Origin of the sequence: Microbacterium testaceum, from assembly GCF_006539145.1 — a bacterium.
GTDB lineage: Bacteria > Actinomycetota > Actinomycetes > Actinomycetales > Microbacteriaceae > Microbacterium > Microbacterium testaceum.
In genome coordinates this window covers 309141-330162 of sequence record NZ_BJML01000002.1, presented here as the reverse complement: position 1 = coordinate 330162, position 21022 = coordinate 309141, and the positions used below count along the sequence as shown (strand labels likewise).

Below are 21022 nucleotides of genomic sequence, written 5' to 3'. Positions count from 1 at the left end.
GCTGCTGCCGTGTCGGCGCCCGTCGCCGCCCACGCCTCCGCACCCGCTTCGGCGAGCAGCGGAGCGGTCACGTGCCCGACCGCGGCACCCTCTCCCGCCCCGACCGGTGCCCTCGACATGTCGGCGACGGTGATCGGCCCGCCGAGCTCTGAGTCCTCGCCGTGTCTGCCCGGAGCGACCGGATCCTCGCGGAGCGGGGCGACCTCGTCGACGCAGGGCTCGGGGTCACGGTCGGCGAGTTCCGGCGTGTCCACCGCACCGTCCAGCGTGTCCACCGTGCAGGCGGTGACCCCCTCGCCCTCGCCGGCTGCCGGTGCCGTGGATCTCGGTGGCGTCGTCCACGTCGGCGGTCTCGTCAGCGAGGTCCGCCTGACGCCCAACCCGTTCGAGGGATCGACCCTGCTGTCGTTCACCGTGCGCAACGTCTCAACGACCACGTTCGACGCGACGGCGGACTTCTGGATGGAGGGTCCCTTCGGCAACCGTCTCGCGCAGACGGACGCCGTGCAGATCCCGCAGCTGAAGGCGGGGGAGTCCCGCGTGGTCTCGGCCGACCTCTCGGGTGCCGGGCAATGGGGACTCGTGACCGCGCACGCCACGTTCCGCCCGCCCACCGAGGTCGGCGGAACGACGCTCAGTCCGCTGACCCGCGACACGACCGTTCTCGTCTTCCCGTGGCTGGTGGCCCTGTTGTTGCTCGCTGCGGCCGGAGCGGTGATCGTGGTGCAGATCGTCCTCCGCCTCCGCCTCCGCCTTCGCCGCTCCGCGACAGAGGTCGAGCTCGGTGCCGGTGCCCCCGCATGAGCGTGATCGACGACTCCGCCGCAGCAACCGCACCCGGGAACGGGGCGGTCGCCGAGCCGCCTCGGGAACCGCGGCAGCGATTGCTCACCCGTCCTCCGCGTCCTCCCCGACCTCCGCGTCGGCCGCCTGCGCCCCCGCGTGCGACGAGCGAGATGACAGGGGCCGAGGCTTTGGCGCGCAGCATCGTCGCGACGCTGCTGCTGCTCCTGCTCATGTTCGTGCTGAACGTGACCGTGTTCAGTCATCTGCAGCACCTCGCATCCCAGCAACGGCTCGAGGACGATCTGCGCGCGCAGCTCGCGGCGGGGACGGCCCCGGTCAGCGAGGGGACGTTCGAAGACGTCCTGCTCGCAGACGGTGCCCCGGTCGCGATCATGGACATCCCGCGGTTGAAGTTCCACGAGGTGGTCGTCGAGGGCACGGCATCCGCTCAGACCGCGCAGGGAGTGGGACACCGTCGCGACACGGTGTTGCCGGGCCAGGTCGGCGTCAGCGTGCTCATGGCGCGCGCCGCAGCGTTCGGCGGGCCGTTCTCGGCGATCTCCTCGCTCGATCCGGGCGATGAGATCACCGTGCGCACCGGTCAGGGACTCCAGCGCTTCGAGGTCATCGGCCTGAGGTACGCGGGAGACCCGACGCCGCCGAACCTCACCCGGGGAGAGAGCCGCCTGATCCTGCAGACGGCGCGCGGCGTGCCCTACGTGCCCACCGGCATCGTCTACGTCGATGCCCGATTGGTCTCCGAGACCCAACCCGCGGGTGCGCGCCTGACGACGACGGGCACTCTCGGTCCTGCGGAGAAGGCGATGGCGACCGACGCGCGCACGGTCTGGGCTCTCATCTTCGCCCTGCAGTTCCTCCTGGCGGTCGAGGTCGCGGCCGTGTGGTCGTTCCGTCGCTTCGGTGCGCAGAAGACCTGGATCGTCTTCGTCCCCGTCGCCGCCCTCGCCGGCTTCTTCGTCGCCGACCAGCTCACGCGGCTGCTTCCCAACCTGCTCTGATCACCGAGGACCACCCGACATGTCCGATGACATCACCGCCGTTCTTACTCCCGCCGGCGACCCCCACGGCCCGAACGGTCGCCGATCGCGCCGAAACCCCTCGCCGGCGGAACTCGTGTCCGCGCCCGCCGGCGCCGCGCCCGCGCCCTCGGTGAGCCTCCCGGCGTTCGCCCCGCCCCGAGCCGGAGGCGCGGCCGATGTGCACCTGCCGCTCACCTCCATCCCCGACCTCGCTGTGGACCTCCCTTCGCCGCTCGCGACGCTCGACGCACGGGGGATCACCGCCTGGTTCGGCGACCACCAGGTGCTCGACCGCGTCTCGCTGACGATGCCCGCGGGCGAGGTCACCGCTCTCATCGGTCCCTCCGGATGCGGCAAATCGACATTCCTGCGCATCCTCAATCGCATGCACGAGCTCGTCCCCTCCGCATCACTGGCAGGAGAGGTCCTCCTGGACGGCGTCGACATCTACGACACCGGGCGACGCTTGACCGAGGCTCGACGCGACATCGGCATGGTCTTTCAGAAGCCGAACCCGTTCCCGGCCATGTCGATCTACGACAACGTCGTCGCGGGGCTCAAGCTCACCGGCATCCGGGCCTCCCGCGACGAGAAGGACCACCTCGTCGAGCGCTCCCTGACCTCGGCGGGCCTGTGGAAAGAGGTCAAGGACCGCCTGCGCCAGCCCGGTGGCGGTCTGTCCGGCGGTCAACAGCAGCGTCTGTGCATCGCGCGCTCGCTGGCGGTCAAACCCAAGGTCCTGCTCATGGACGAGCCGTGTTCGGCGCTGGATCCGACGTCGACCCGCGTGATCGAAGAGACGATGGGCGAACTGCAGAAAGAGGTGACGATCGTGATCGTCACGCACAACATGCAGCAGGCGCAGCGCGTTTCGCAGCAGTGCGCCTTCTTCCTCGCGTCCCAGGGGCAGCCCGGACACATCGTCGAGCACGGCGACACGGCGGAGATGTTCGACGCGCCGATCGACCCCCGCACCTACGACTACGTCAACGGCCGGTTCGGATAGGCCGCGGCGCATGGCCCTCTCCGACCAGCAGACCGCCCTGCTACCGCCTCGACTCCAGCCGGGACCTCCCGACCCGGGACAACCTCGACCGGGGGTGCTGTTCGCGGTACTCGCCGTTGTCCTCGTCGCCCTCGCGGTGACCGCTCTCGCAACGGCGGAGGCGATTTCCCGAGCCGAGAGCCAGAGGACGATCGCCTCGATGGTCAGGGCCGCGCTGGAGCTCCCCGATAGTCAGCGGATCGACGTCGACATCGAGGGCTTCGCGCTCCTCCAACAGCCCTTCGGCCGATTCGACGGCGCCCACGCCACGGTTCGTAGCTTCCCGACCGGCCCGGCCACTTCCGATCTGACCTTCGACATGGAGGGACTTCGAGGCGGCGACGGCGACTGGACGCTGGACGGCCTCTCCGGAGCACTCACTCTCACCGCCGCGCAGGCCACGGCGCTGTTCGTGCCCGCCGAAGCCCGCGGCGCGGTGCGCGTCGGCTTCTCGGGCGATGACGTGGTCTTCGACGTTTCGCTGCCGGGCGGGATGGGCACGCAGACAGGGAGCGTCGCGATGACTCCGCGCTTCGAGAAAGGGCGCGTGAGTGCCGGGGTCTCGAGCGTCACGGCCGGGGGAAAGGTCCTGTCCGTCGAGGAGGTGACAGCGCTGACCGGTGGCGATCTCGCCGCGCTCCAGGTCGAGCCGCTCTGCTTCGCAGAGCTTCTTCCGCGTGCCCTTCACGTGAGCGACGTCGCCGTCAGCGAACAGCGTTTCCGGGTGGAGCTCGGTGTCGACCTCGCCACGTTCGACACCGCGGCAGGAAGCGAACCCGGCTCCTGTCCTTGAGAACCCGGGATGCCACGGCCCGGTGCCCGCGCGACGCGGGGGCCGTGGCATCCCGGCGCCTTTCGTTGACTACCGTCGCACGCGCGCTCGTACCCGGGTGACGCTCGACAGGGTCGCCCGCACGGGCTGACCCAGGTAGATGCCGAGTGAGGCGCCCACCGCCAGGGCGATGCCGATCGTCGCCGCCCCGGCGAGGGTGGTGACCCCGGTCATGAGCACCGCCGGGTCTTCGCCCGACTCGACGATCCCGAGCAGGCCTCGGAACACCGCGGCACCCGGAACGAGGGGGAGGATCGCCGCCGTTGTGATCGCGACCGAGGGCACGTGCAGCCGGTAGGCGACGACGATGCCCGCGAAGCTGCCGACGAAGGCGCCCACGCCGCTCGCGGCGGCGACCTCGAAGCCCAGGCCCGAGGCCGCGACGTACCCCGCCCAGGCAACGAGGCTGAGGGCGGCGCTGACGAGGACGATGCGCGCGCCGGCACCGTTGAAGACGGCGACGGCGATGGCGATGACGGCGGCTCCGACGAACTGTACGCTCACCGGTCCGAGCGGCAGAGCGTTCGACGGCGCTGACATGCCCATCCCGAGAACGCGCACCGTCTCGAGCCCCGCGAGGATCCCCAGCACCACACCGAGGGTCTGCGTGGTGAGTTCGAGGATGCGTCCCGTCGCCGTCAGCGCGAAGCCGTCGATGGCATCCTGTGCCGCGCCCACCACGGTGAGACCCGCGAGCATCAGGACGATTCCGGATGCCACGATCACCGACGGTCGGATCGCCGCTGCCGCATCGAGGCCGGTGTAGCGCAGCAGCGGCGACAGCGCCGCGAAGACGGTGAGGACGAAACCGCCGGCGATCTGCGCGAAGAAGTACGGCACGCGGGCCCGCGCCAGGATGTACTGCGTCGTGGCGGCCAGGGCCGCGGCGATGAACGACAGCACGAGGGCCAGCCAGTTCGCCCCGAACATGATCGCCACACCCGCGGCGAGCGATGCCTGAGAGGCGATGACGATCGCGGGGCGATAGCGGAAGGGGAGGCGACGGATGGCGCGGCACCGCGAGATCGCGTCGTCGAGACCCAGACCGCCGGCGATCTCCTGCACGAGAGCCTGAAGGCGCTGCAGCTTCGCATGGTCGGGGACCGAGCCGCGCACCACGCGGAGGAGAGTGGTGGGATGGCTGGCTCCCGGGCGGCTGTGCGCGATCGTGATGGAGTTGTAGGTCACGTCGACATGTACGGGGTCGAGTCCGTACGCCCCGCACACCCGCACGATCGTGAGGGTCACCTCGTTGGCCGGAGCGCCGACGACGAGCATGGTCTCGCCGATGCGGATCGCGAGGTCGAGGATGCGCGTCGACAAGGCTTCGTCGATGACGGGGAGCAGCGTCGTATCGGGCGACGAGACATCGTCGACCTGGACGAGACGACGCAGGGACGACAGCAGTCGGCGCGGGGTGGGGGACAACCGCGGGCCTCCAGAAAGGCGGGGGAGAGGGAGCGTTCGATCCTACCGACGGGGCCTGCGGTTTCGCCGGGCGTCGGCCCATGACGGGGGCGGTATGCGACCGCCTCTAGGATGATCCTCGGGCGCGGCACGAGCGCCCCGTCGTGGCATCCCGACGCACGACCTCTCCGGGAGTTCTCCTCATGGCTCTGATCGTCCAGAAGTACGGCGGTTCTTCCGTCGCCGACGCCGAGAGCATCAAGCGGGTCGCCAAGCGCATCGTCGACACGCGCCGCGCGGGACACGAGGTCGTCGTCGCGGTCAGTGCCATGGGCGACACCACCGACGAGCTGCTGGATCTGGCGAACCAGGTCGCGCCCATCCCGGCGCCCCGCGAGCTCGACATGCTGCTCTCGAGCGGAGAGCGCATCTCGATGGCCCTGCTGGCCATGGCGATCCACTCGATGGGCTTCGAGGCGCGTTCCTTCACCGGCAGCCAGGCCGGAATGATCACGGACGCCACGCACGGCGCCGCCCGCATCGTCGATGTCACCCCCGTGCGGCTGCGCGAGGCGCTCGACGAGGGGGCGATCGTGATCGTCGCCGGCTTCCAGGGCTTCAACCGCGACACCCGCGACATCACGACGCTCGGTCGCGGCGGATCCGACACGACCGCCGTCGCGCTCGCCGCCGCTCTCAAGGCGGATGTGTGCGAGATCTACAGCGACGTCGACGGCATCTTCACCGCCGACCCCCGCGTCGTGCCGCTGGCCCGAAAGCTCGACCGTGTCGGCAGCGAAGAGATGCTCGAGCTCGCCGCCAACGGCGCCAAGGTCCTCTACATCCGCGCGGTGGAGTACGCCCGCCGTCACGGCGTGCTCATCCACGCCCGGTCCACGTTCAGCTCGGGCGAGGGCACCTGGGTGCTCGATGCCTCGAAGTCCTCACCGCTCGTCCCCGAGGGAGCCACCATGGAAGAGCCCATCGTCGCCGGCGTCGCCACCGACCTCAGCCAGGCGAAGATCACCGTCATCGGCGTGCCCGACGTTCCCGGCAAGGCCGCCGACATCTTCAAGATCGTCGCCAAGTCCGGCGCGAACGTCGACATGATCGTGCAGAACGTCTCCGCCGCCGCGACCAGCCGCACCGACATCTCGTTCACGCTGCCCAAGACCGACGCCCCGACGGCGCTCAAGGCGCTCGCCGCGGAGCAGGCCGAGGTCGGGTTCGAGAGCCTCGTGCACGACGACCAGATCGGCAAGCTGTCGGTCGTCGGCGCGGGCATGCGCACGCACTCGGGCGTCTCGGCGACCCTCTTCGAGGCGCTGAGCCTCGCCGGGGTGAACATCGAGATGATCTCGACGTCGGAGATCCGCATCTCGGTCGTCGTCCGCGGTGTCGACCTCGCCGAGGCCGCACGACTCGTGCACACGGCGTACGGTCTCGACGGCGAGGCCGAGGCGACGGTGCACGCGGGCACCGGTCGCTGACCGGCTCTTCGCCTGGGCGGGTGACGTCGCCGCGCCCCGGGGCGAGGCGCACGAGGAGCGTCGCGGCTCGTTTCGGTGCGGCGTGATCGGTGACGGCGGCTAGCTCGTCGTCTCCCGTCGCTCTTGCCCGGTCTTCGGGAAGGGCTCGGGCAGTCGTTCGCCCGAGAAAGCCCAGACGACGATGTAGAGCACCGAGCCGACGAAGAAGAGCCCGAGCAAGACCACTCCGGCGATCGCCCCCGGCCACAGGAGCAGGAGCAGCCCGGCCGGTCGCGTCATCGCGCCCGGGACGAAGCCACGGGTCATGAGGTGGAACATGACCACGAGCACACCGCCGGCGTAGGCACTCGATAGGCCCAGGGCCAGCGCCAGAGGGCCGAGAGGGTCGCCTGCGGCGGCGTAGAGCACGATGCCGATGAAATCGAGGACGAGCGCTCCGGCGATCGCCCACGAGCTGAACTTCGACAGGGGACCGTCGTCCATTCGAGACGCGACGATGGGACGGAACAGTTCACCGAGGTGGCGCCGCATGCGACGGAGCCACAGACCCAGGATGGCGATGGCGGCGGAGAAGAGGATCGCCTGGAGACCCGCGCCGACGAGATGGCCGAGGCCGGTGTCGATGCGCCACCCCCAGAGGCCCCCGGTCGGCACGCACACTGCGAGGAGGGCGACGCACAGGCCGAACACGACCGACACGGGCAAGACCAGCGCCCGGCTGGTGGCGAGTTCGAAGAACACCTCGTTGTCGTCATCGCCGGGATCCCTCGCCGCGCGGCGAGCCGTTTCGAGAAGCGCGTCCGATCCGCGCTGCCCCGGCCCTCCGAAGACCGCCAGAATGCGTTGGGCGTCGTCGTTCGTCGGGTCGATGCGCAGCGCGGAGGCCGCCGTCTCGCGCGCCTCGCGTGTGCGGCCCACCTTCCACAGGCACGTCGCCCTCGCGAGATGCAGATCGACGTCATCGGGCTGTGTCTCGAGCGCACGCTCGAGGGCGGGGAGGGCGTCCGCGGCGCGGCCGAAGGCGTGCAGGACGCGCGCGTAGGTGTACACCGCGAAGGTGACCTCGGGCGCGAGCGCGTAGAGCCGGTGGGCGGCGTGAAGCGCATCCGCCTCGTGACCGGTCTCCATGTGGGCGAGGGCCAGCAGACGCCACGCCCACGCGTCGTCAGGGAACGACGACACCGCGTCTCGGGCCAGCGAGGTCAGCTCGTTCCAGCGCTCCAGTTCGACCAGGGCCTCCCCGACGATCCGCTGGGCGTCGGCGTTGCCGGGTTCGCGAGCGAGCACCGCTCCCGCATCGCGCAGCGCCTGCTCGTGCCGTCCGAGGTCGAGCAGTGTTTCGGCGTTCCGGAGTGCCCGGGCGTCGTCGCTCACAGCCGGCGCACGCTCTTGAGGTAGTCGCGCAACTGGGTGAAGGTGCCGTCGTCGTCGCCGAAACGGACGACGTTGCGCGCCGCCTCGAGCCAGGGGCCCGTGGACGAGGTGGTCTGGGCGACGCCGTGTCGCAGGTCGTCCATGCCGATGAGACGCGCGGTGCCCGTGCGCGCGCTCTCGAGCAGCGCGTTCTCGCTCGCGACCTCGCAGACGTACGCGATGTCGGCGCCGCTGTAGCCGTCGGTCGATCGCGCGAGCTCTGCGAGGTCGACGCCCTCGACGGGGCGGCGTGCCAAGTGGTGCCGGAAGATCGCACGTCGCGCCTCTTCGTCGGGAGGGAGGACCAGAACCGTGCGGTCGAGACGGCCCGGCCGCCTCAGCGCCGGATCGACGTCCCACGGCTGATTCGTCGCCGCGAGCACGAAGACGCCCTCATTGTCGCTCGCGACGCCGTCGAGCTCCTCGAGCAGGGCGACGACGACCCCGCGCATCCCGCTGTGGCGGGCCTGCGAACGGCGCTGCCCGATGGCATCCAACTCGTCCAGGAAGATCACCGTCGGCGCGTCGCGGCGTGCTAGCTGGAAGAGGTCGCGGACGTTGTGCTCGCTCTCGCCCAGGTACCGGTCGAGGATGTCGCTGATGCCGACGGAGATGAAAGATGCACCGAGTTCGCCGGCGATCGCGCGGGCGATGAACGTCTTGCCGCACCCCGGCGGTCCGTACATGAGCAGTCCGCCGCGCAGGCTCTTGCCGTAGAGCGCGCGCAGCTCGGGGTTCTTCAGCGGGGCGAGGAACGCGGCATTCAGGCGCTCTTTGACCTGGGTCATGCCCCCGACGTCGGCGAGGGTGGTCGTGGGGCGCTGCAGGTCGTGCGCGTCGAAGGCCGGGGCGCCCTCGCCGTCGACGAACGCGGGCTGCGCGATGTGCCCCACCTCGGTCTCGGCGGCCGACCAGTCGAAACCGCCTTCCGGGCGCGGCGGGGCGGGCGGATCGGGCAGCTGGCGACTCGCCGGATCGGGGGAGGGGAACGACGCGGCATCGGGCGCGGGAGCGCCCAGCGCCCGCGCGAGGAGATCGCGGGCCCGTGAGTCGGTCGGGGAGTGCGACAGAACGGTGCTCGCTTCCGCGACCGCCTGTTCGGAGAGACCGCGTTCCCACAGCTGCGTCGCGAGATGCAGGCGCAACTCGTCGTCGAGCGGTGCGGCCTCGACGGCGCGACGCAGGGCTTCGATCAGCGGGTCGTTCATCGGTCTCCTCGCAGCGGGGGTGCCCTGCCATTGTGGGCGAGACCACCGATACGTGCCAGGTGGTCATGCCACCTGTGGATGAACCGGCCGGCGGGGCAGCGGTCCTGCCATCCTCGCGCTCTCGACCGCCAGAGCGATCGGCACCGATCGGAGAGCTCGCGGGCGCACGCTACTCTGGCACGAATGTCGCGCGCATCCGTTCGCGCGCGCCCCCGCGTACCCGAGGAACAGTCATGACCCGCATCTCCGATTCCGGAATCTCCCTCGCAGTCGTCGGCGCCACCGGCCAGGTCGGCACCGTCATGCTCGAGATCCTCGCCGAACGCGCGTTCCCGATCCGCGAGCTGCGTCTGTTCGCGACGGCGCGTTCCGCCGGCTCGTCGATCGAATTCGCCGGTCACTCCGTCGTCGTCGAAGACGTCGCCACCGCCGACCCCGCCGGCGTCGAGGTCGCTCTGTTCTCCGCCGGCGCCACGGGGAGCCGCGCCCACGCCCCCCGCTTCGCCGAGGCCGGTGCCCTGGTCATCGACAACTCCAGCGCCTGGCGCATGGACCCCGAGGTGCCGCTGGTCGTCAGCGAGGTCAATCCCCACGCCATCGATCAGGCCGTCAAAGGCATCGTCGCCAACCCCAACTGCACCACCATGGCCGCCATGCCGGTCCTGAAGGTCCTCGACACCGAGGCCGGCCTCGAACGCCTCATCGTCAGCACCTACCAGGCCGTCTCCGGCTCCGGCCTCGCGGGCGCCCGGGAGCTCCTCGGCCAGGTCGAGGGCGTCCTCGCCCAGGGCGAGGTGGAGCGTCTCGTGCGCGACGGCTCGGCCCTCGACTTCCCCGAGCCCGAGAAGTACGTCGCCCCGATCGCCTTCGACGTCATCCCCTTCGCCGGCAACCTCGTCGACGACGGCCAGAACGAGACCGACGAAGAGAAGAAGCTCCGCAACGAGAGCCGCAAGATCCTGGAGCTCCCCGACCTGCGCGTCGCGGGGACGTGCGTCCGCGTCCCCGTGTTCACCGGCCACTCGCTCAGCATCAACGCCGAGTTCGCCCGCGACCTCTCGCCCGAGCGTGCGCGCGAGCTCCTCGCCGAGGCTCCCGGCGTGGCGCTCGAAGAGGTTCCGACTCCGCTTCAGGCCGCGGGCACCGATCCGAGCTACGTCGGGCGCATCCGTGCCGACCAGTCCGCCCCCGAAGGCAAGGGCCTCGTGCTCTTCATCAGCAACGACAACCTCCGCAAGGGTGCGGCGCTCAACGCCGTCCAGATCGCCGAGCTCGTCGCGCAGAAGCGTCTCGCGACCGCCTGAGGACACGGCATCCGGATGCCGGGTGCGAGGTGTCTCGACATCGAACCGACGGTTCTCTCGATGTCGAGACACCTCTCGGCTCGCGCCTAGAATCGACGGGTGACTGAAAACGTCGATGTTCTTCTCATCGGTGGCGGCATCATGTCCGCCACTCTCGGCACGCTGCTGAAGGACCTCCAGCCCGATCTCAAGATCGCGGTGCTCGAGCGTCTGAGCGACGTCGCTCAAGAGAGCTCGAACGCCTGGAACAACGCGGGTACCGGTCACGCGGCGCTGTGCGAGCTGAACTACACGCCCGAGTCCAAGGACGGCACGATCGATCCCGCCAAGGCGGTCGCGATCAACGAGCAGTTCCAGCAGAGCCGTCAGCTGTGGGCCTCGCTCGTCGCCGAGGGTGTTCTCGACGAGCCGTCGACGTTCATCAACGCCACGCCCCACATGACGTTCGTGCGCGGCGAGAAAGACGTCGCCTTCCTCCGCAAGCGCTACGAGGTTCTCAAGCAGCAGCCGCTGTTCGCGGGCATCGAGTACAGCGAGGACTCGCGCGTCATCAACCAGTGGGCTCCGCTGCTCATGCAGAAGCGTCGCAAGGGCGAACCCTTCGCCGCCACGCGCGTGCCCGCCGGCACCGACGTCGACTTCGGCTCGCTCACGCGCCAGCTGTTCGCGAACCTGCGCGAGAAGGGCGTCGAGGTCGCCACCAACCACGACGTCAAGAAGCTGAAGAAGAAGAAGGACGGCACGTGGGAGGTCTCGTACCGCCACGTGATCGGCGGGACCCCCGGCTCCATCAACGCGAAGTTCGTCTTCGTCGGCGCGGGCGGCTGGGCCCTCAAACTCCTGCAGCGCTCGGGAATCCCCGAGATCAAGGGCTACGGTGTCTTCCCGATCGGCGGGCAGTGGTTGAAGACCTCCCACCCCGACATCGTGGCGAAGCACCGCGCGAAGGTCTACTCGCAGGCCTCCGTGGGTGCGCCTCCCATGTCGGTGCCGCATCTCGACACCCGCGTGATCGACGGGGAGTCGTCGTTGCTGTTCGGTCCGTTCGCGACCTTCAGCCCGAAGTTCCTCAAGAACGGATCGATGCTCGACATCGTCACGCAGGTGCGCCCGCACAACATCGGCCCGATGCTGAAGGTCGCCGTCGACAACCCGAGCCTCATCAAGTACCTCGTCAGCGAGCTGCTCAAGACCCACTCGAAGAAGGTCGACAGCCTCCGCGACTTCATGCCCACCGCGAAGGACGAGGACTGGGAGCTGCTCGACGCCGGCCAGCGCGCCCAGGTCATGAAGCGCGACAAAGACAAGGGCGGTGTGCTGCAGTTCGGCACCGAGGTCGTCACCTCGGCCGACCACTCGATCGCGGGGCTCCTCGGTGCCTCGCCGGGTGCCTCGACCGCCGTGTCGATCATGCTGGGGCTCATCAAGACCTGCTTCCCCGAGCGCATGGCCGACTGGGAGCCGCGCCTGCGCGACCTGATCCCCAGCTACGGCGAGACGCTGAACACCAACCCGGCCGCGGCGCGAAAAGAGCTGGATGCCACGGCCCACGCTCTCGCGATCAACCCCTGAGTCGCGCGTGGCGAAGCTGTACTTCCGCTACGGGGCGATGAACTCGGGCAAGTCCACGGCCCTGCTGCAGGCGGCGTACAACTACGAGGAGCGCGGTCAGCGCGTGCTGCTGGCCAAGCCGGAGATCGACACGAAGGGCGCTGACCAGATCGACAGCCGCCTGGGTGTGAAGCGCCCGGTGGACTTCCTGGTGGCGCCCGACGACGACCTGCGCGAGGTCTTCCACGCCGCGGCCGGTCACGCGCCCGTCGCTTGTCTTCTGGTCGACGAGGCGCAGTTCTTCACCGCCGCGCAGGTCGACGACCTCTTGCGCATCGCCGTCCTCGACGGCATCCCGGTCCTCGCCTACGGGATCCGCACGGACTTCCGTACCGAGGCGTTTCCGGGGTCGGCGCGTCTGATGGAGATCGCCCACAGCCTCGAAGAGCTGAAGACGATCTGCCGGTGCGGGCGCAAGGCGATTTTCAACGCACGGCTCGTGGGTGGCCGGTTCGTCTTCGACGGCGATCAGGTCGCCATCGACGAGGGGCAGATCGAGGGCGAAGTGACGTACGAGTCGATGTGCGCCGCGTGCTACCTGCGCGAGTCCGGCGGGCGGCTCGACGGGCGCTGAGCCCCTCTCGCGCGATCGGCGCGGTGTCGCCGAGCGATAGCCTGGAGGCATGCGCGTACTCCTGGCCGGCGGAGCCGGTTACATCGGAACCCACACGGCCGTCGCCCTCCTCGAAGCGGGTCACGACGTCGTCCTCCTCGACGATCTGTCGGGCACGCACGCCGTCGCCGCCGAGCGGGTCGAGACGATCACCGGCAAGCCCGCGCCCCTGATCGTGGGCGACGCCGCCGACGAGACGGTCGTGGCGAAGGCGTTCGACGAGCACGGTCCGATCGACGCGATCATCCACCTCGCCGCGTTCAAGGCGGTGGGGGAGTCGACGCAGAAGCCGCTCGAGTACTACTCCAACAACCTCGACACCACCTTCGCCCTGCTGCGCGTGGGCATCGCCCGCGGCATCCGGAGCTTCGTCTTCTCGAGCACCGGGACGGTGTACTCCGACCCGGCCGATCTCCCCTTCACCGAGGAATCGACGACGAGCATCGATCTGTCGAACGCGTACAGCAAGTCCAAGCGCATGAACGAGGTCGTGCTCGCCGATGTGGCGCGGGTGAACCCCGAGCTGAACGTCACCGTGCTGCGCTACTTCAACCCGGTGGGCGCGCACCCCTCCGGTCTGATCGGCGAAGACCCCGCCGGCATCCCGAACAACCTCATGCCCTTCGTCTCGCGCGTGGCCATCGGCACGCTGGACGAGATCGGGGTCTTCGGCGCCGACTACGACACCCCCGACGGCACCGGCCTGCGTGACTACATCCACGTCGTCGACCTGGCCGAGGGCCACGTCGCCGCGCTCGAGCAGGCCCAGCCCGGACACCAGGTGTTCAACCTGGGCACCGGTCGCCCGGTGAGCGTGCTCGAACTCGTCGCCTCGTTCGAGAAGGCCGTGGGGCGCGAACTGCCCAAGAAGATCCTCGACCGTCGTCCCGGAGACGTCGCCGCCACCTACTGCGACCCGTCCAAGGCCGGCGAGGTGCTCGGTTGGCGCACGCGTCTCGGCATCGACGACGCCTGCCGTGACTATTGGAACTGGCAGACCACCAACCCGGCCGGGTACCGCACGACCGCCGACGTCTGACCATCCGCGCGTAGGGTGGTGTGGTCGGGTCACATCACCGTGTCCGAGAGGACGGGGGATGCCATGCCGAACACCGCACCCCGTGCCTGGCAGGTGGTCCTCGAGCGAATCGAAGGCGACCTCCGCGAGGGGCGTCTGGCTCCCGGCGACCGGCTCACCCCGGAACGCGAGCTTGCGACGCAGCTCGGCGTCGGTCGCTCGAGCGTCCGCGAGGCGATGCGTGTGCTCGAGGTGCTCGGGGTCGTCCGCACGGCGACCGGGTCCGGGCCGACCGCCGGGGCGATGATTGTCACGACGCCGAGGGGCGGCCTGGCCGCCTTCCTGCGGCTGCAGGTCGCCGCGAACGGCTTCCCCCTGACCGACGTGGTGCGCACGCGCATCGTGCTCGAGTGCGATGTGGCCGAGCGCGTGGCCCGCGACGACGTCGACCTCACCGAGGTGATGGCCATCTTGGACGCGATGGATGCCGAGGGCCTCGCGCCCGACGAGTTCCTGGCCCTCGACGCGCGCTTCCACCAGGCCTTGTCCGAGGTGTCGGGCAATGCGGTCATCTCGGCGATGATGGCGGGACTGCGCAGCTCCATCGAGGCGTACACGCGCGCGGGTGCGGCCCGTCTCGACGCGTGGCCCACCGTAGCCGAGCGGCTGCGATCGGAGCATCGGCACATCGTCGCGGCGGTCTCGGTGGGCGACGCCGACGGTGCGCGCGAGGCCGTGCGCGCGCACATCACCGACTACTACACCGAGGTGGCGCAGGCGCTGAGCCCGTCCGACGCGGCCGAGGCCGCCGTCGGTGACGCGGCGCGGGTCGCCGTGCGCTCTTCACCGTCCGCTCGAGAGGATCCCCATGAGTGATCGACCCGCGCGCCCGCCGCGCCCGCAGCACGTGCTCCACGTCGTCGAAACCGAGCGTCTGACCCCGCACCTCGTCCGCGTGCGCGCTCGGGGTGAGAACCTGGAGGCGTTCCGAGACAGCCCGCACACCGACAAGTACGTCAAGATCACCTTCGCGAAGCCGGAGCTGGGCCTCGAGCCGCCGTACGACCTGGCTGCCTTGCGCGAGACGCTCGCGCCGGAGGACCTCCCCGTCACCCGCACGTACACGGTGCGCGCGGTCGACGGCGACGAGGTGACCATCGATTTCGTGGTGCACGGCGACGAGGGGCTCGCGGGCCCGTGGGCGGCGCGCGCGCAGCCGGGGGAGCGCCTCGTGGTGTCGTCGCCCGGCGGCGGCTACGCGCCCGACTCCACGGCGGACTGGCACCTGTTCATCGGCGACGAGTCCGCGATCCCCGCGATCTCCGCGGCTCTCGAGGCCCTGGCCCCGGATGCCGTCGGCGCGGCGTTCCTCGAAGTCCAGGCCGCCGACGAGCAGCTCTCGCTCGACGCTCCGGCTGGAGTCGAGATCGTCTGGGTTCACCGCGGGTCCGCCGTGGCGGGTGCGACGAACGTCCTGGCGGATGCCGTGACCTCCTGGCATCCGCACGACGGGCGAGGACATGTCTTCGCGCACGGAGAGCGCGAGGCGATGAAGCGGATCCGCGACCTCGTCTTCACGCGGTGGGGCTTGGGTCGCGAGCAGGTATCTCTGTCGGGCTATTGGGCGTACGGGCGCACCGAAGATCGATTCCAGGCCGAGAAGCGCGAGCCGATCGGGCAGATCCTCTGACGGCTCGCGCCCCGCGGGCTCAGTGCCCGGTTCGTGCGGGAAGCGTCGGAATGAGCTGCTCGAGGAACGCGGCGGTGTCTTCCCACCCGTGCACGGCCTGGCACTCGACGCCCATCGCCAGCACGGGGTAGTCGTTTCCGTCGGGGTCGAGGCGGTCACCGACGAAGAGCATGTCGTCGAGGGGGATGCCGGTGGCCTCGACGAGTTTGTTCATGCCGTAGGCCTTGTCGATGCCGCGGTGGGTGATGTCGACGGAGGTCGATCCGCCGGAGCGGACCTCGAGGTCGGGGATGCGGTTCGCCACGGCCTCGCGCAGGCTGTTCTTCTTCTCGCCGGTGGGGTCCCAGGCCATCTTCGCCTCGAGGGGGGCGGACTGCCCGAGTGCCGAGAACGTGATTTGCGAGCCGCGGTCTTCGAGGATGTCTCCCCACGGCTCGGACTCCCAGAGGTCGAGGCGCTCGGCCTCTTCGCGCACGGCGGCGAGAGCGCGCTGCTTCTCGTCGTCGGTGAGCGAGTGGGCGTAGACGGTCTCGACGCCGGCGGGCGTGAGGAGGTAGTACTGGGTGCCGCACGTGGGCATGAGGTGAAAGTGAGAGAGCAGCTCGGGAGAGGCCTCGGGGAGGCGCTCGACGACCTGGCTGCGGAACTGCTGGAGCTGCCCGCCGGAGATGATGGCCACCTCCACCTTCTCGGCCAGGGCGAGCAGCAGGTCACCGATGCGCGGGTCGATCGCCGACTTCGAGGGGGCGAGGGTGTCGTCGAGGTCGAAGGCGACGAGGCGGGGCGAGGCGTCGGACACGGTGCTCCTGAAAGGTGAGAGGTCGTCGCACGGAGGTGTCGCGTGCGCGCGGCGGGCGGGCCGCCGAGGGGCCCGCGTACGAAGTGATTCTACCGGCGGGCTCCCGTCACCCCTTGCGTCGTGCAGTGGGTGGGGGCGCGGGTTCAGACGGCTCGGGTGAGGATGCCGATCCGAGAACCAGCGCGGTCGAACACCGTGAGCGTGTCTCCGGCGATTGTCGCGGTGGCCACCCTGCGCAGCCAGGTGTCGACGCCCATGCAGGCCTTCAGCGTCGACAGCCCGAGACGGACGGCGAGCGTGTCGCCCTCCCGGGAGTACGAGCCGTTGAGCCCATTGCAGCCGTCGCTGCCGGTGAGGACCTCGTCTTCCAGTGTGAGGAATTCCGGTCCCTGCCCGGCCCAGCGGCCGCACTCGGATGCCGGGGCGGTGCCGCTCGCGGGGGCGGCGCACGCCGCGGCAATCATGCCGCCGACGGCAAGCGCGGAGAGGGCAGCGAAACGGCGGGACATGAGAATCTCCTCATCCACATCGAAAAACGAAATCGACTTCATATACAACGCTCAGGTTCCCCTAAGGTAATCCTTGACGCTGAGAGATGGGTGGGGGCCCTATCGAGATTCCCGTCCTGCCTCATCGCGCGTTTTCACCAACACATGAGATGAGACGATGACACGAAACATGAAGCGTATGGGGTGGGCCGCAGCGTCCACCGCCGTCGCGCTCACCGCTTCCGGTCTGCTGGCCCCCGCGGCCTTCGCCGGGGAAGACCCGTCGCTCGCGCCGACCTCCGGTCCGGCATTCGATGCGACCGCACAGCAGCTCCTGGCCAACGACGACGTTCAGGCTGTGACGAAGGACACCCAGGGCCGCGTCGTCGTCTACACGACCGAAGCCGAGGGTGAGGCGAAGACCTTCGCCGACTCCAAGTCAAACGTCGTGGTGAAGCACATCGACAGCCCGTTCAGCCCGAAGGCCGAGACCGACGTGGTGGCGGGTGCCGGGTACTTCAGCGCAGACCCGTCCGCGCCGACGGCTGCCGGTGGTCTGTGCTCGATCGGTTTCACGGGATTCACGCCCACCGGTGACCCCGCCGTCATCACGGCCGGTCACTGCAACGACGACGGTGCGTTCACTGCCAGTCTGCTGACCGAGCCGACGGGAGATCCCGCGGGTGGCGGCGCCGCCAACAACGACGACGTCTCGTTCCGCGCTCCTCTCGGTACGCTCGGCTTCTCGCAGTACGGCGGACCCGGCAACTCTGCCGGCACCGTGGGCGACAAGGCCTCCGTCGACATCGCCGCTATCGACGTGACCAACACCGCGCTGAACCTCAAGCCGGAGATCACGAATTGGTCGACCGCCGCGTCGGGTGACCTTTCGCTCTCGACCATTGCCGTGACCTCTGTGGGCAAGGTGCAGGCGGGTCAGGTCTCGAAGTCGGGCCGCACGACCGGTTACACCACGGGTACCGTGCTCGAGCTCGAAGGCTGGGCCAAGGTCGGAGACCGCGAGGTCTACGGCTTCCCCGTTGAGAGCACCGAGGTCATGGTCCTGGAGGGTGACTCGGGTGGTGCCGTCTTCCAGGGCAACACCGCTGTCGGTGTCGTCTCGGGCGGCGACGACGCAGGAACGCTGCTCTGGGCGGCCGACCTGCAGGCAGGTCTCGAGCGGACCGGTGGCTACACCGTCGCCGTCGAGATCGCCGCCCCGGCTCTTATTACTCCCGCGAACGGCGGCGAGATCGGTGTCGGCGGAACCATCTCCGGCACCGCGCCGGCCGGCACGACCGTGGAGATCAAGCCCGCCTCCGGCGCGGCTTTCGACGCCCTGACCGATGCCGCGGGCAACTGGAGCTTCGCGGCCCCCGACAAGCTCGGTACCTACGCGTTCTCGGTGACGGCGAAGAGCGGTTTCAGCCGGTCGCCGTCGGTCGACGCAACCGTCGAAGTCAAGGCGGCTCCGCCCGTCATCACGTCACCCGGAAACGGCTCGATCGTCATCGATCAGCTGAATGAGTTCACGGGGACCGGTCTCCCCGGAGCGACAGTGACCCTGACTGCCGAGACGGTCGACGACTCCGCGCCCGGTGACGACGCCCGGGTCAAGGTGGCCCCGGCAGCCGTCGCCGCGAACGGCAGTGCGGTCGTGCGTGCGGACGGCACCTGGTCGATCCCGGTCGACCTCGGCATCGGTGCGTACACCGTCTCGGCGACCCAGGCTCGCGACGGTCAGGTCTCTGCTGCGGCTGTGATCTACTTCACGATCGCCCCGCCGGCACCGACGATCGACGGCATCCAGGACGGTGCGACCTACAGCGGTGCGGCTGTCCCGACGTCTGTCTCTGGTACGGGAGTCAACGGCGCGGAGATCGTTGTCGTGGTCAACCAGAGCGAGGTCGCTCGCACCACGGTGCAGAACGGCACGTGGTCGGTCGTGCTCCCCACCGTTCTCGGTGAGGGCGCGTACGAGCTCGGTGCTGTCCAGACGGTCCAGGGCGTGTCGAACGGCACGTACCTGAACTTCACCGTCGTCGCCGCTGCAGCCCCGGCCCCGAGCGGTACCCCCGCCCCGGCCGGTAACGGTGGTGGCCTGGCGGTCACCGGTATGGGCGGCGACGTCGCTCCGCTGGCCTGGGGCGCCCTGGCGCTCCTGCTCGGCGGGATCGGCGCCCTCGGCTTCCGCTCGCTGCGTCGGGCGAAGAGCTAAGCACGACTGAGCAAGCGCCCCCGGTGCCTCCCCGTTTCGGGAGGAGCCGGGGGCGCTTCGCTATGTCGGGATCACGCAGGAGGTGATCGCCAGCGGCACGTGGCTTCGAGCGCGGGTGTGGGAGCGTCTCGTTCGCGGTCCGCCGGTGCGGTCGGCGGGGTGCCGCTCGGGCATCCCGGGGCGATGCTCTACCCGTATAGCAGAAGGGCCCTCCGCCTGAGCAGAGGGCCCTTCTGTTGATGCAGTGGTCGGGGTGACAGGATTTGAACCTGCGGCCTCGTCGTCCCGAACGACGCGCGCTACCAAGCTGCGCCACACCCCGTTGCAACTAGACAAGTCTACCCTGCACCGAGGAGTGCTTCGAACCACTCCGGGAGTTCGAGTTCGATCAGTCAGGTTCTGCCGGAGCGGCGTGCGGGCCTCGAAGCGACGCACGCCACTCTGGCAGAACATCACCCGGTCAGCGGCTGTGTGCGTCGGCGACCGCGCCGCCAGGCATACATTCCTACGGCAATGGTGCCGGCGGAGACGCCGCTCGTCACCACCAGCGATGTCCCGGACACTCCTGTCAGTGCGAGTGCGGCGGGAACCAGCGGGGGTGCCGGCGGTGTCGGCGGAATGATCGCGGCGACGGTCGTGGGGGTCGCCGTTGGGGAGGGCTCGGGGTCAGCCGGCGGCGGAGAGAAAGCCAGCTGCTCCGTCTGTGCGGGAGTGGCGAAACGCTCCATCCAGAAGTAGCGCGTGGGGAAGTTGACGACCGAAGCAGGGTCCTGTGAGGTGCGCTCGATGCGCCACACCGCCGTGTAGACGCCCGGACCGGGCAGGGCGGCGGATACCGTCCGATAGACGGCGGGGCCGATCTTCGGGTCGGTGCGGAGTTCGAGGTGGGCTACCGGGCTGAGATTTGACGGGATCTCGGTGGCCTCGGCGGGGAACGCGTTCGTCCGGTAGACGTCGGCAGTTGCACTCACGACCACGAAAGTCCCGTCGCTGTGTCGCGGCCAGACACCGTCACCGGCAGACACCATGACGTCATCGACGAACCGGCCACGGGAGTCGATCGTGGCCGCCGTCTCGATCCGCGGGGAGAAGCGCACGGGCCGCGGTGAGGCGTCTTGGGTCGTCAGAGTGAAGGTGGTGGGTTCGGCCGGCCCGGCAGACTCCTGTTGGCCTGGGGTCGAGTAGTACCGGATGGCTGCCGAACGCACGGTGAATGTACCTGCGGCCCGGGCGACGTACGGTCGTCCGTCGTCGGACGCCGTCACCGGAGAGATGATCGGGTACGTGGCCGCCCCCTGGATTCCGGCACGCTCGGAGCTTCCCGTGTCGGCGAAGACCGCGTTTTCGAGTCGAAGTGTTCCCGAGGCGGTCGGGTCGACATCGAGCGTCACCGCTCCCCGCGTGGGATCGTCTTCGTCCATCGACAGCGTCAGCGAGCCGCCCACTCGTGGAACGGGCATGCCCTCGGCTTCGGCCAGATACCGCACGGTGCGCTGCTGAATCGCGGTGCTGTTCTCGGGGCTCGCTCTCCGCATGATGTAGTCGATCGCCTCGGTCAGCTCGTTCCCGCCGTACCCCCAGGAATGCAACGTCGTATCCCGGTCGACGATGGCTTTCACCGCCCACCCGACGCTTGCCGCCTGCACCGCGTCGCCGGTCTGCCCGTACGTGCTGACGAGGTAGTTGATGGAGATCAGCTGCTGCGGGGTCAGTCCGTTGACGTCGGTGGTGATGCCGTGGTCCGTCGTGGTCCCGGTGGCGACGGGAAGGCCGGGATGTATGCAATAGGTGTGAACATCTCCCACCCGCATCGAGCCGTGCCAACCGGTGCGGGAGAGCGGGGCCCACGTACCGAAGCCCGTGCCTCGGTCAGCGGCGTTCGCAGCCGGCGCCACGGCGACGCCCAACAAGACGGCGACGAGCGTCAGGACGGCGGGGAGGCGTCGGAGAGAGGGTGGACGGTGGCGCATCGGGGGAGTCCCTTCGGTCGAGGAACTCGATCTTCGGGGAACGACACGTCCTCTCGACGCGCGAAGGGGCCGATCCGTGCACGGATCGGC

At 69.5% G+C, this 21022-nt stretch carries 18 protein-coding genes and 1 tRNA gene; 12 read left to right on the top strand and 7 right to left on the bottom strand.

Annotated elements, in window-relative coordinates:
- Positions 1-246 precede the first annotated feature (246 nt).
- The 4 genes from MTE01_RS05620 (at position 247) to MTE01_RS05605 (ending at position 3664) form a co-directional block, all read left to right on the top strand.
- Positions 247-804: a hypothetical protein gene (locus tag MTE01_RS05620; protein ID WP_141376170.1), complete on the top strand. Its 558-nt coding sequence runs from the start codon at positions 247-249 to the stop codon at positions 802-804.
- A gap of 152 nt (positions 805-956) precedes the next feature.
- Entirely contained in the window at positions 957-1805 is an 849-nt protein-coding gene (locus MTE01_RS05615) for a sortase domain-containing protein (protein ID WP_170210622.1), read from the top strand.
- 235 nt (positions 1806-2040) lie between these two features.
- On the top strand, positions 2041-2832 hold the full coding sequence (locus MTE01_RS05610) for a phosphate ABC transporter ATP-binding protein (protein WP_218026330.1): 792 nt from the start codon (positions 2041-2043) through the stop codon (positions 2830-2832).
- A 10-nt stretch (positions 2833-2842) separates the two neighbouring features.
- A complete protein-coding gene (locus MTE01_RS05605; protein ID WP_141376166.1) occupies positions 2843-3664 on the top strand; it encodes a hypothetical protein in 822 nt (273 codons plus the stop codon).
- A gap of 69 nt (positions 3665-3733) precedes the next feature.
- On the opposite strand, the gene MTE01_RS05600 is transcribed toward MTE01_RS05605, so the two are convergent.
- Entirely contained in the window at positions 3734-5131 is a 1398-nt protein-coding gene (locus tag MTE01_RS05600) for a threonine/serine exporter family protein (protein WP_103206101.1), read from the bottom strand.
- A gap of 182 nt (positions 5132-5313) precedes the next feature.
- On the opposite strand from MTE01_RS05600, the gene MTE01_RS05595 reads away from it, so the two are divergent.
- Positions 5314-6600: an aspartate kinase gene (locus MTE01_RS05595; protein ID WP_103206102.1), complete on the top strand. Its 1287-nt coding sequence runs from the start codon at positions 5314-5316 to the stop codon at positions 6598-6600.
- Positions 6601-6699: 99 nt separating this feature from the next.
- Here MTE01_RS05595 and MTE01_RS05590 read toward each other — a convergent pair whose 3' ends face one another.
- Both MTE01_RS05590 and MTE01_RS05585 read right to left on the bottom strand, forming a co-directional pair.
- Positions 6700-7974: a tetratricopeptide repeat protein gene (locus MTE01_RS05590; protein WP_170210621.1), complete on the bottom strand. Its 1275-nt coding sequence runs from the start codon at positions 7972-7974 to the stop codon at positions 6700-6702.
- Positions 7971-9221, bottom strand: a complete 1251-nt coding sequence (locus MTE01_RS05585) for an AAA family ATPase (RefSeq protein ID WP_141376163.1) — start codon at positions 9219-9221, stop codon at positions 7971-7973. Before MTE01_RS05585 ends, MTE01_RS05590 begins: the two co-directional genes overlap by 4 nt.
- A gap of 233 nt (positions 9222-9454) precedes the next feature.
- On the opposite strand from MTE01_RS05585, the gene MTE01_RS05580 reads away from it, so the two are divergent.
- The 6 genes from MTE01_RS05580 (at position 9455) to MTE01_RS05555 (ending at position 15457) form a co-directional block, all read left to right on the top strand.
- A complete protein-coding gene (locus MTE01_RS05580; RefSeq protein WP_103206105.1) occupies positions 9455-10525 on the top strand; it encodes an aspartate-semialdehyde dehydrogenase in 1071 nt (356 codons plus the stop codon).
- Positions 10526-10624: 99 nt separating this feature from the next.
- Positions 10625-12097 carry a malate:quinone oxidoreductase gene (locus MTE01_RS05575; protein ID WP_103206106.1) on the top strand — a complete coding sequence of 491 codons (1473 nt, stop codon included), beginning with the start codon at positions 10625-10627 and terminating at the stop codon, positions 12095-12097.
- Between the two features lie 7 nt (positions 12098-12104).
- Positions 12105-12710, top strand: a complete 606-nt coding sequence (locus MTE01_RS05570) for a thymidine kinase (protein WP_103206107.1) — start codon at positions 12105-12107, stop codon at positions 12708-12710.
- A gap of 49 nt (positions 12711-12759) precedes the next feature.
- Positions 12760-13788, top strand: coding sequence for a UDP-glucose 4-epimerase GalE (galE, locus tag MTE01_RS05565; protein ID WP_103206108.1), 1029 nt, complete (start codon positions 12760-12762; stop codon positions 13786-13788).
- Between the two features lie 63 nt (positions 13789-13851).
- Entirely contained in the window at positions 13852-14643 is a 792-nt protein-coding gene (locus MTE01_RS05560) for a FadR/GntR family transcriptional regulator (protein WP_141376161.1), read from the top strand.
- The gene (locus tag MTE01_RS05555; protein WP_116239130.1) at positions 14636-15457 is read left to right on the top strand and encodes a siderophore-interacting protein; all 822 of its coding nucleotides are present in this window, start codon (positions 14636-14638) and stop codon (positions 15455-15457) included. The genes MTE01_RS05560 and MTE01_RS05555 overlap by 8 nt, the downstream gene beginning before the upstream one ends.
- A 19-nt stretch (positions 15458-15476) precedes the next feature.
- On the opposite strand, the gene MTE01_RS05550 is transcribed toward MTE01_RS05555, so the two are convergent.
- Positions 15477-16256 (bottom strand): HAD-IIB family hydrolase, encoded by a 780-nt coding sequence (locus MTE01_RS05550; RefSeq protein WP_141376159.1) that lies wholly within the window; start codon positions 16254-16256, stop codon positions 15477-15479.
- Between the two features lie 143 nt (positions 16257-16399).
- Positions 16400-16765 carry an META domain-containing protein gene (locus tag MTE01_RS05545; RefSeq protein WP_170210620.1) on the bottom strand — a complete coding sequence of 122 codons (366 nt, stop codon included), beginning with the start codon at positions 16763-16765 and terminating at the stop codon, positions 16400-16402.
- Positions 16766-16934: 169 nt separating this feature from the next.
- Here MTE01_RS05545 and MTE01_RS05540 point away from each other — a divergent pair, with 169 nt between their 5' ends.
- Positions 16935-18962 carry a chymotrypsin family serine protease gene (locus MTE01_RS05540; RefSeq protein WP_141376155.1) on the top strand — a complete coding sequence of 676 codons (2028 nt, stop codon included), beginning with the start codon at positions 16935-16937 and terminating at the stop codon, positions 18960-18962.
- Between the two features lie 245 nt (positions 18963-19207).
- Here the strand turns inward: MTE01_RS05540 and MTE01_RS05535 are convergent.
- Positions 19208-19284: transfer RNA gene (locus MTE01_RS05535), tRNA-Pro, on the bottom strand.
- Between the two features lie 130 nt (positions 19285-19414).
- The gene (locus tag MTE01_RS05530) at positions 19415-20932 is read right to left on the bottom strand and encodes a hypothetical protein (protein ID WP_141376153.1); all 1518 of its coding nucleotides are present in this window, start codon (positions 20930-20932) and stop codon (positions 19415-19417) included.
- Positions 20933-21022: the final 90 nt, after the last annotated feature.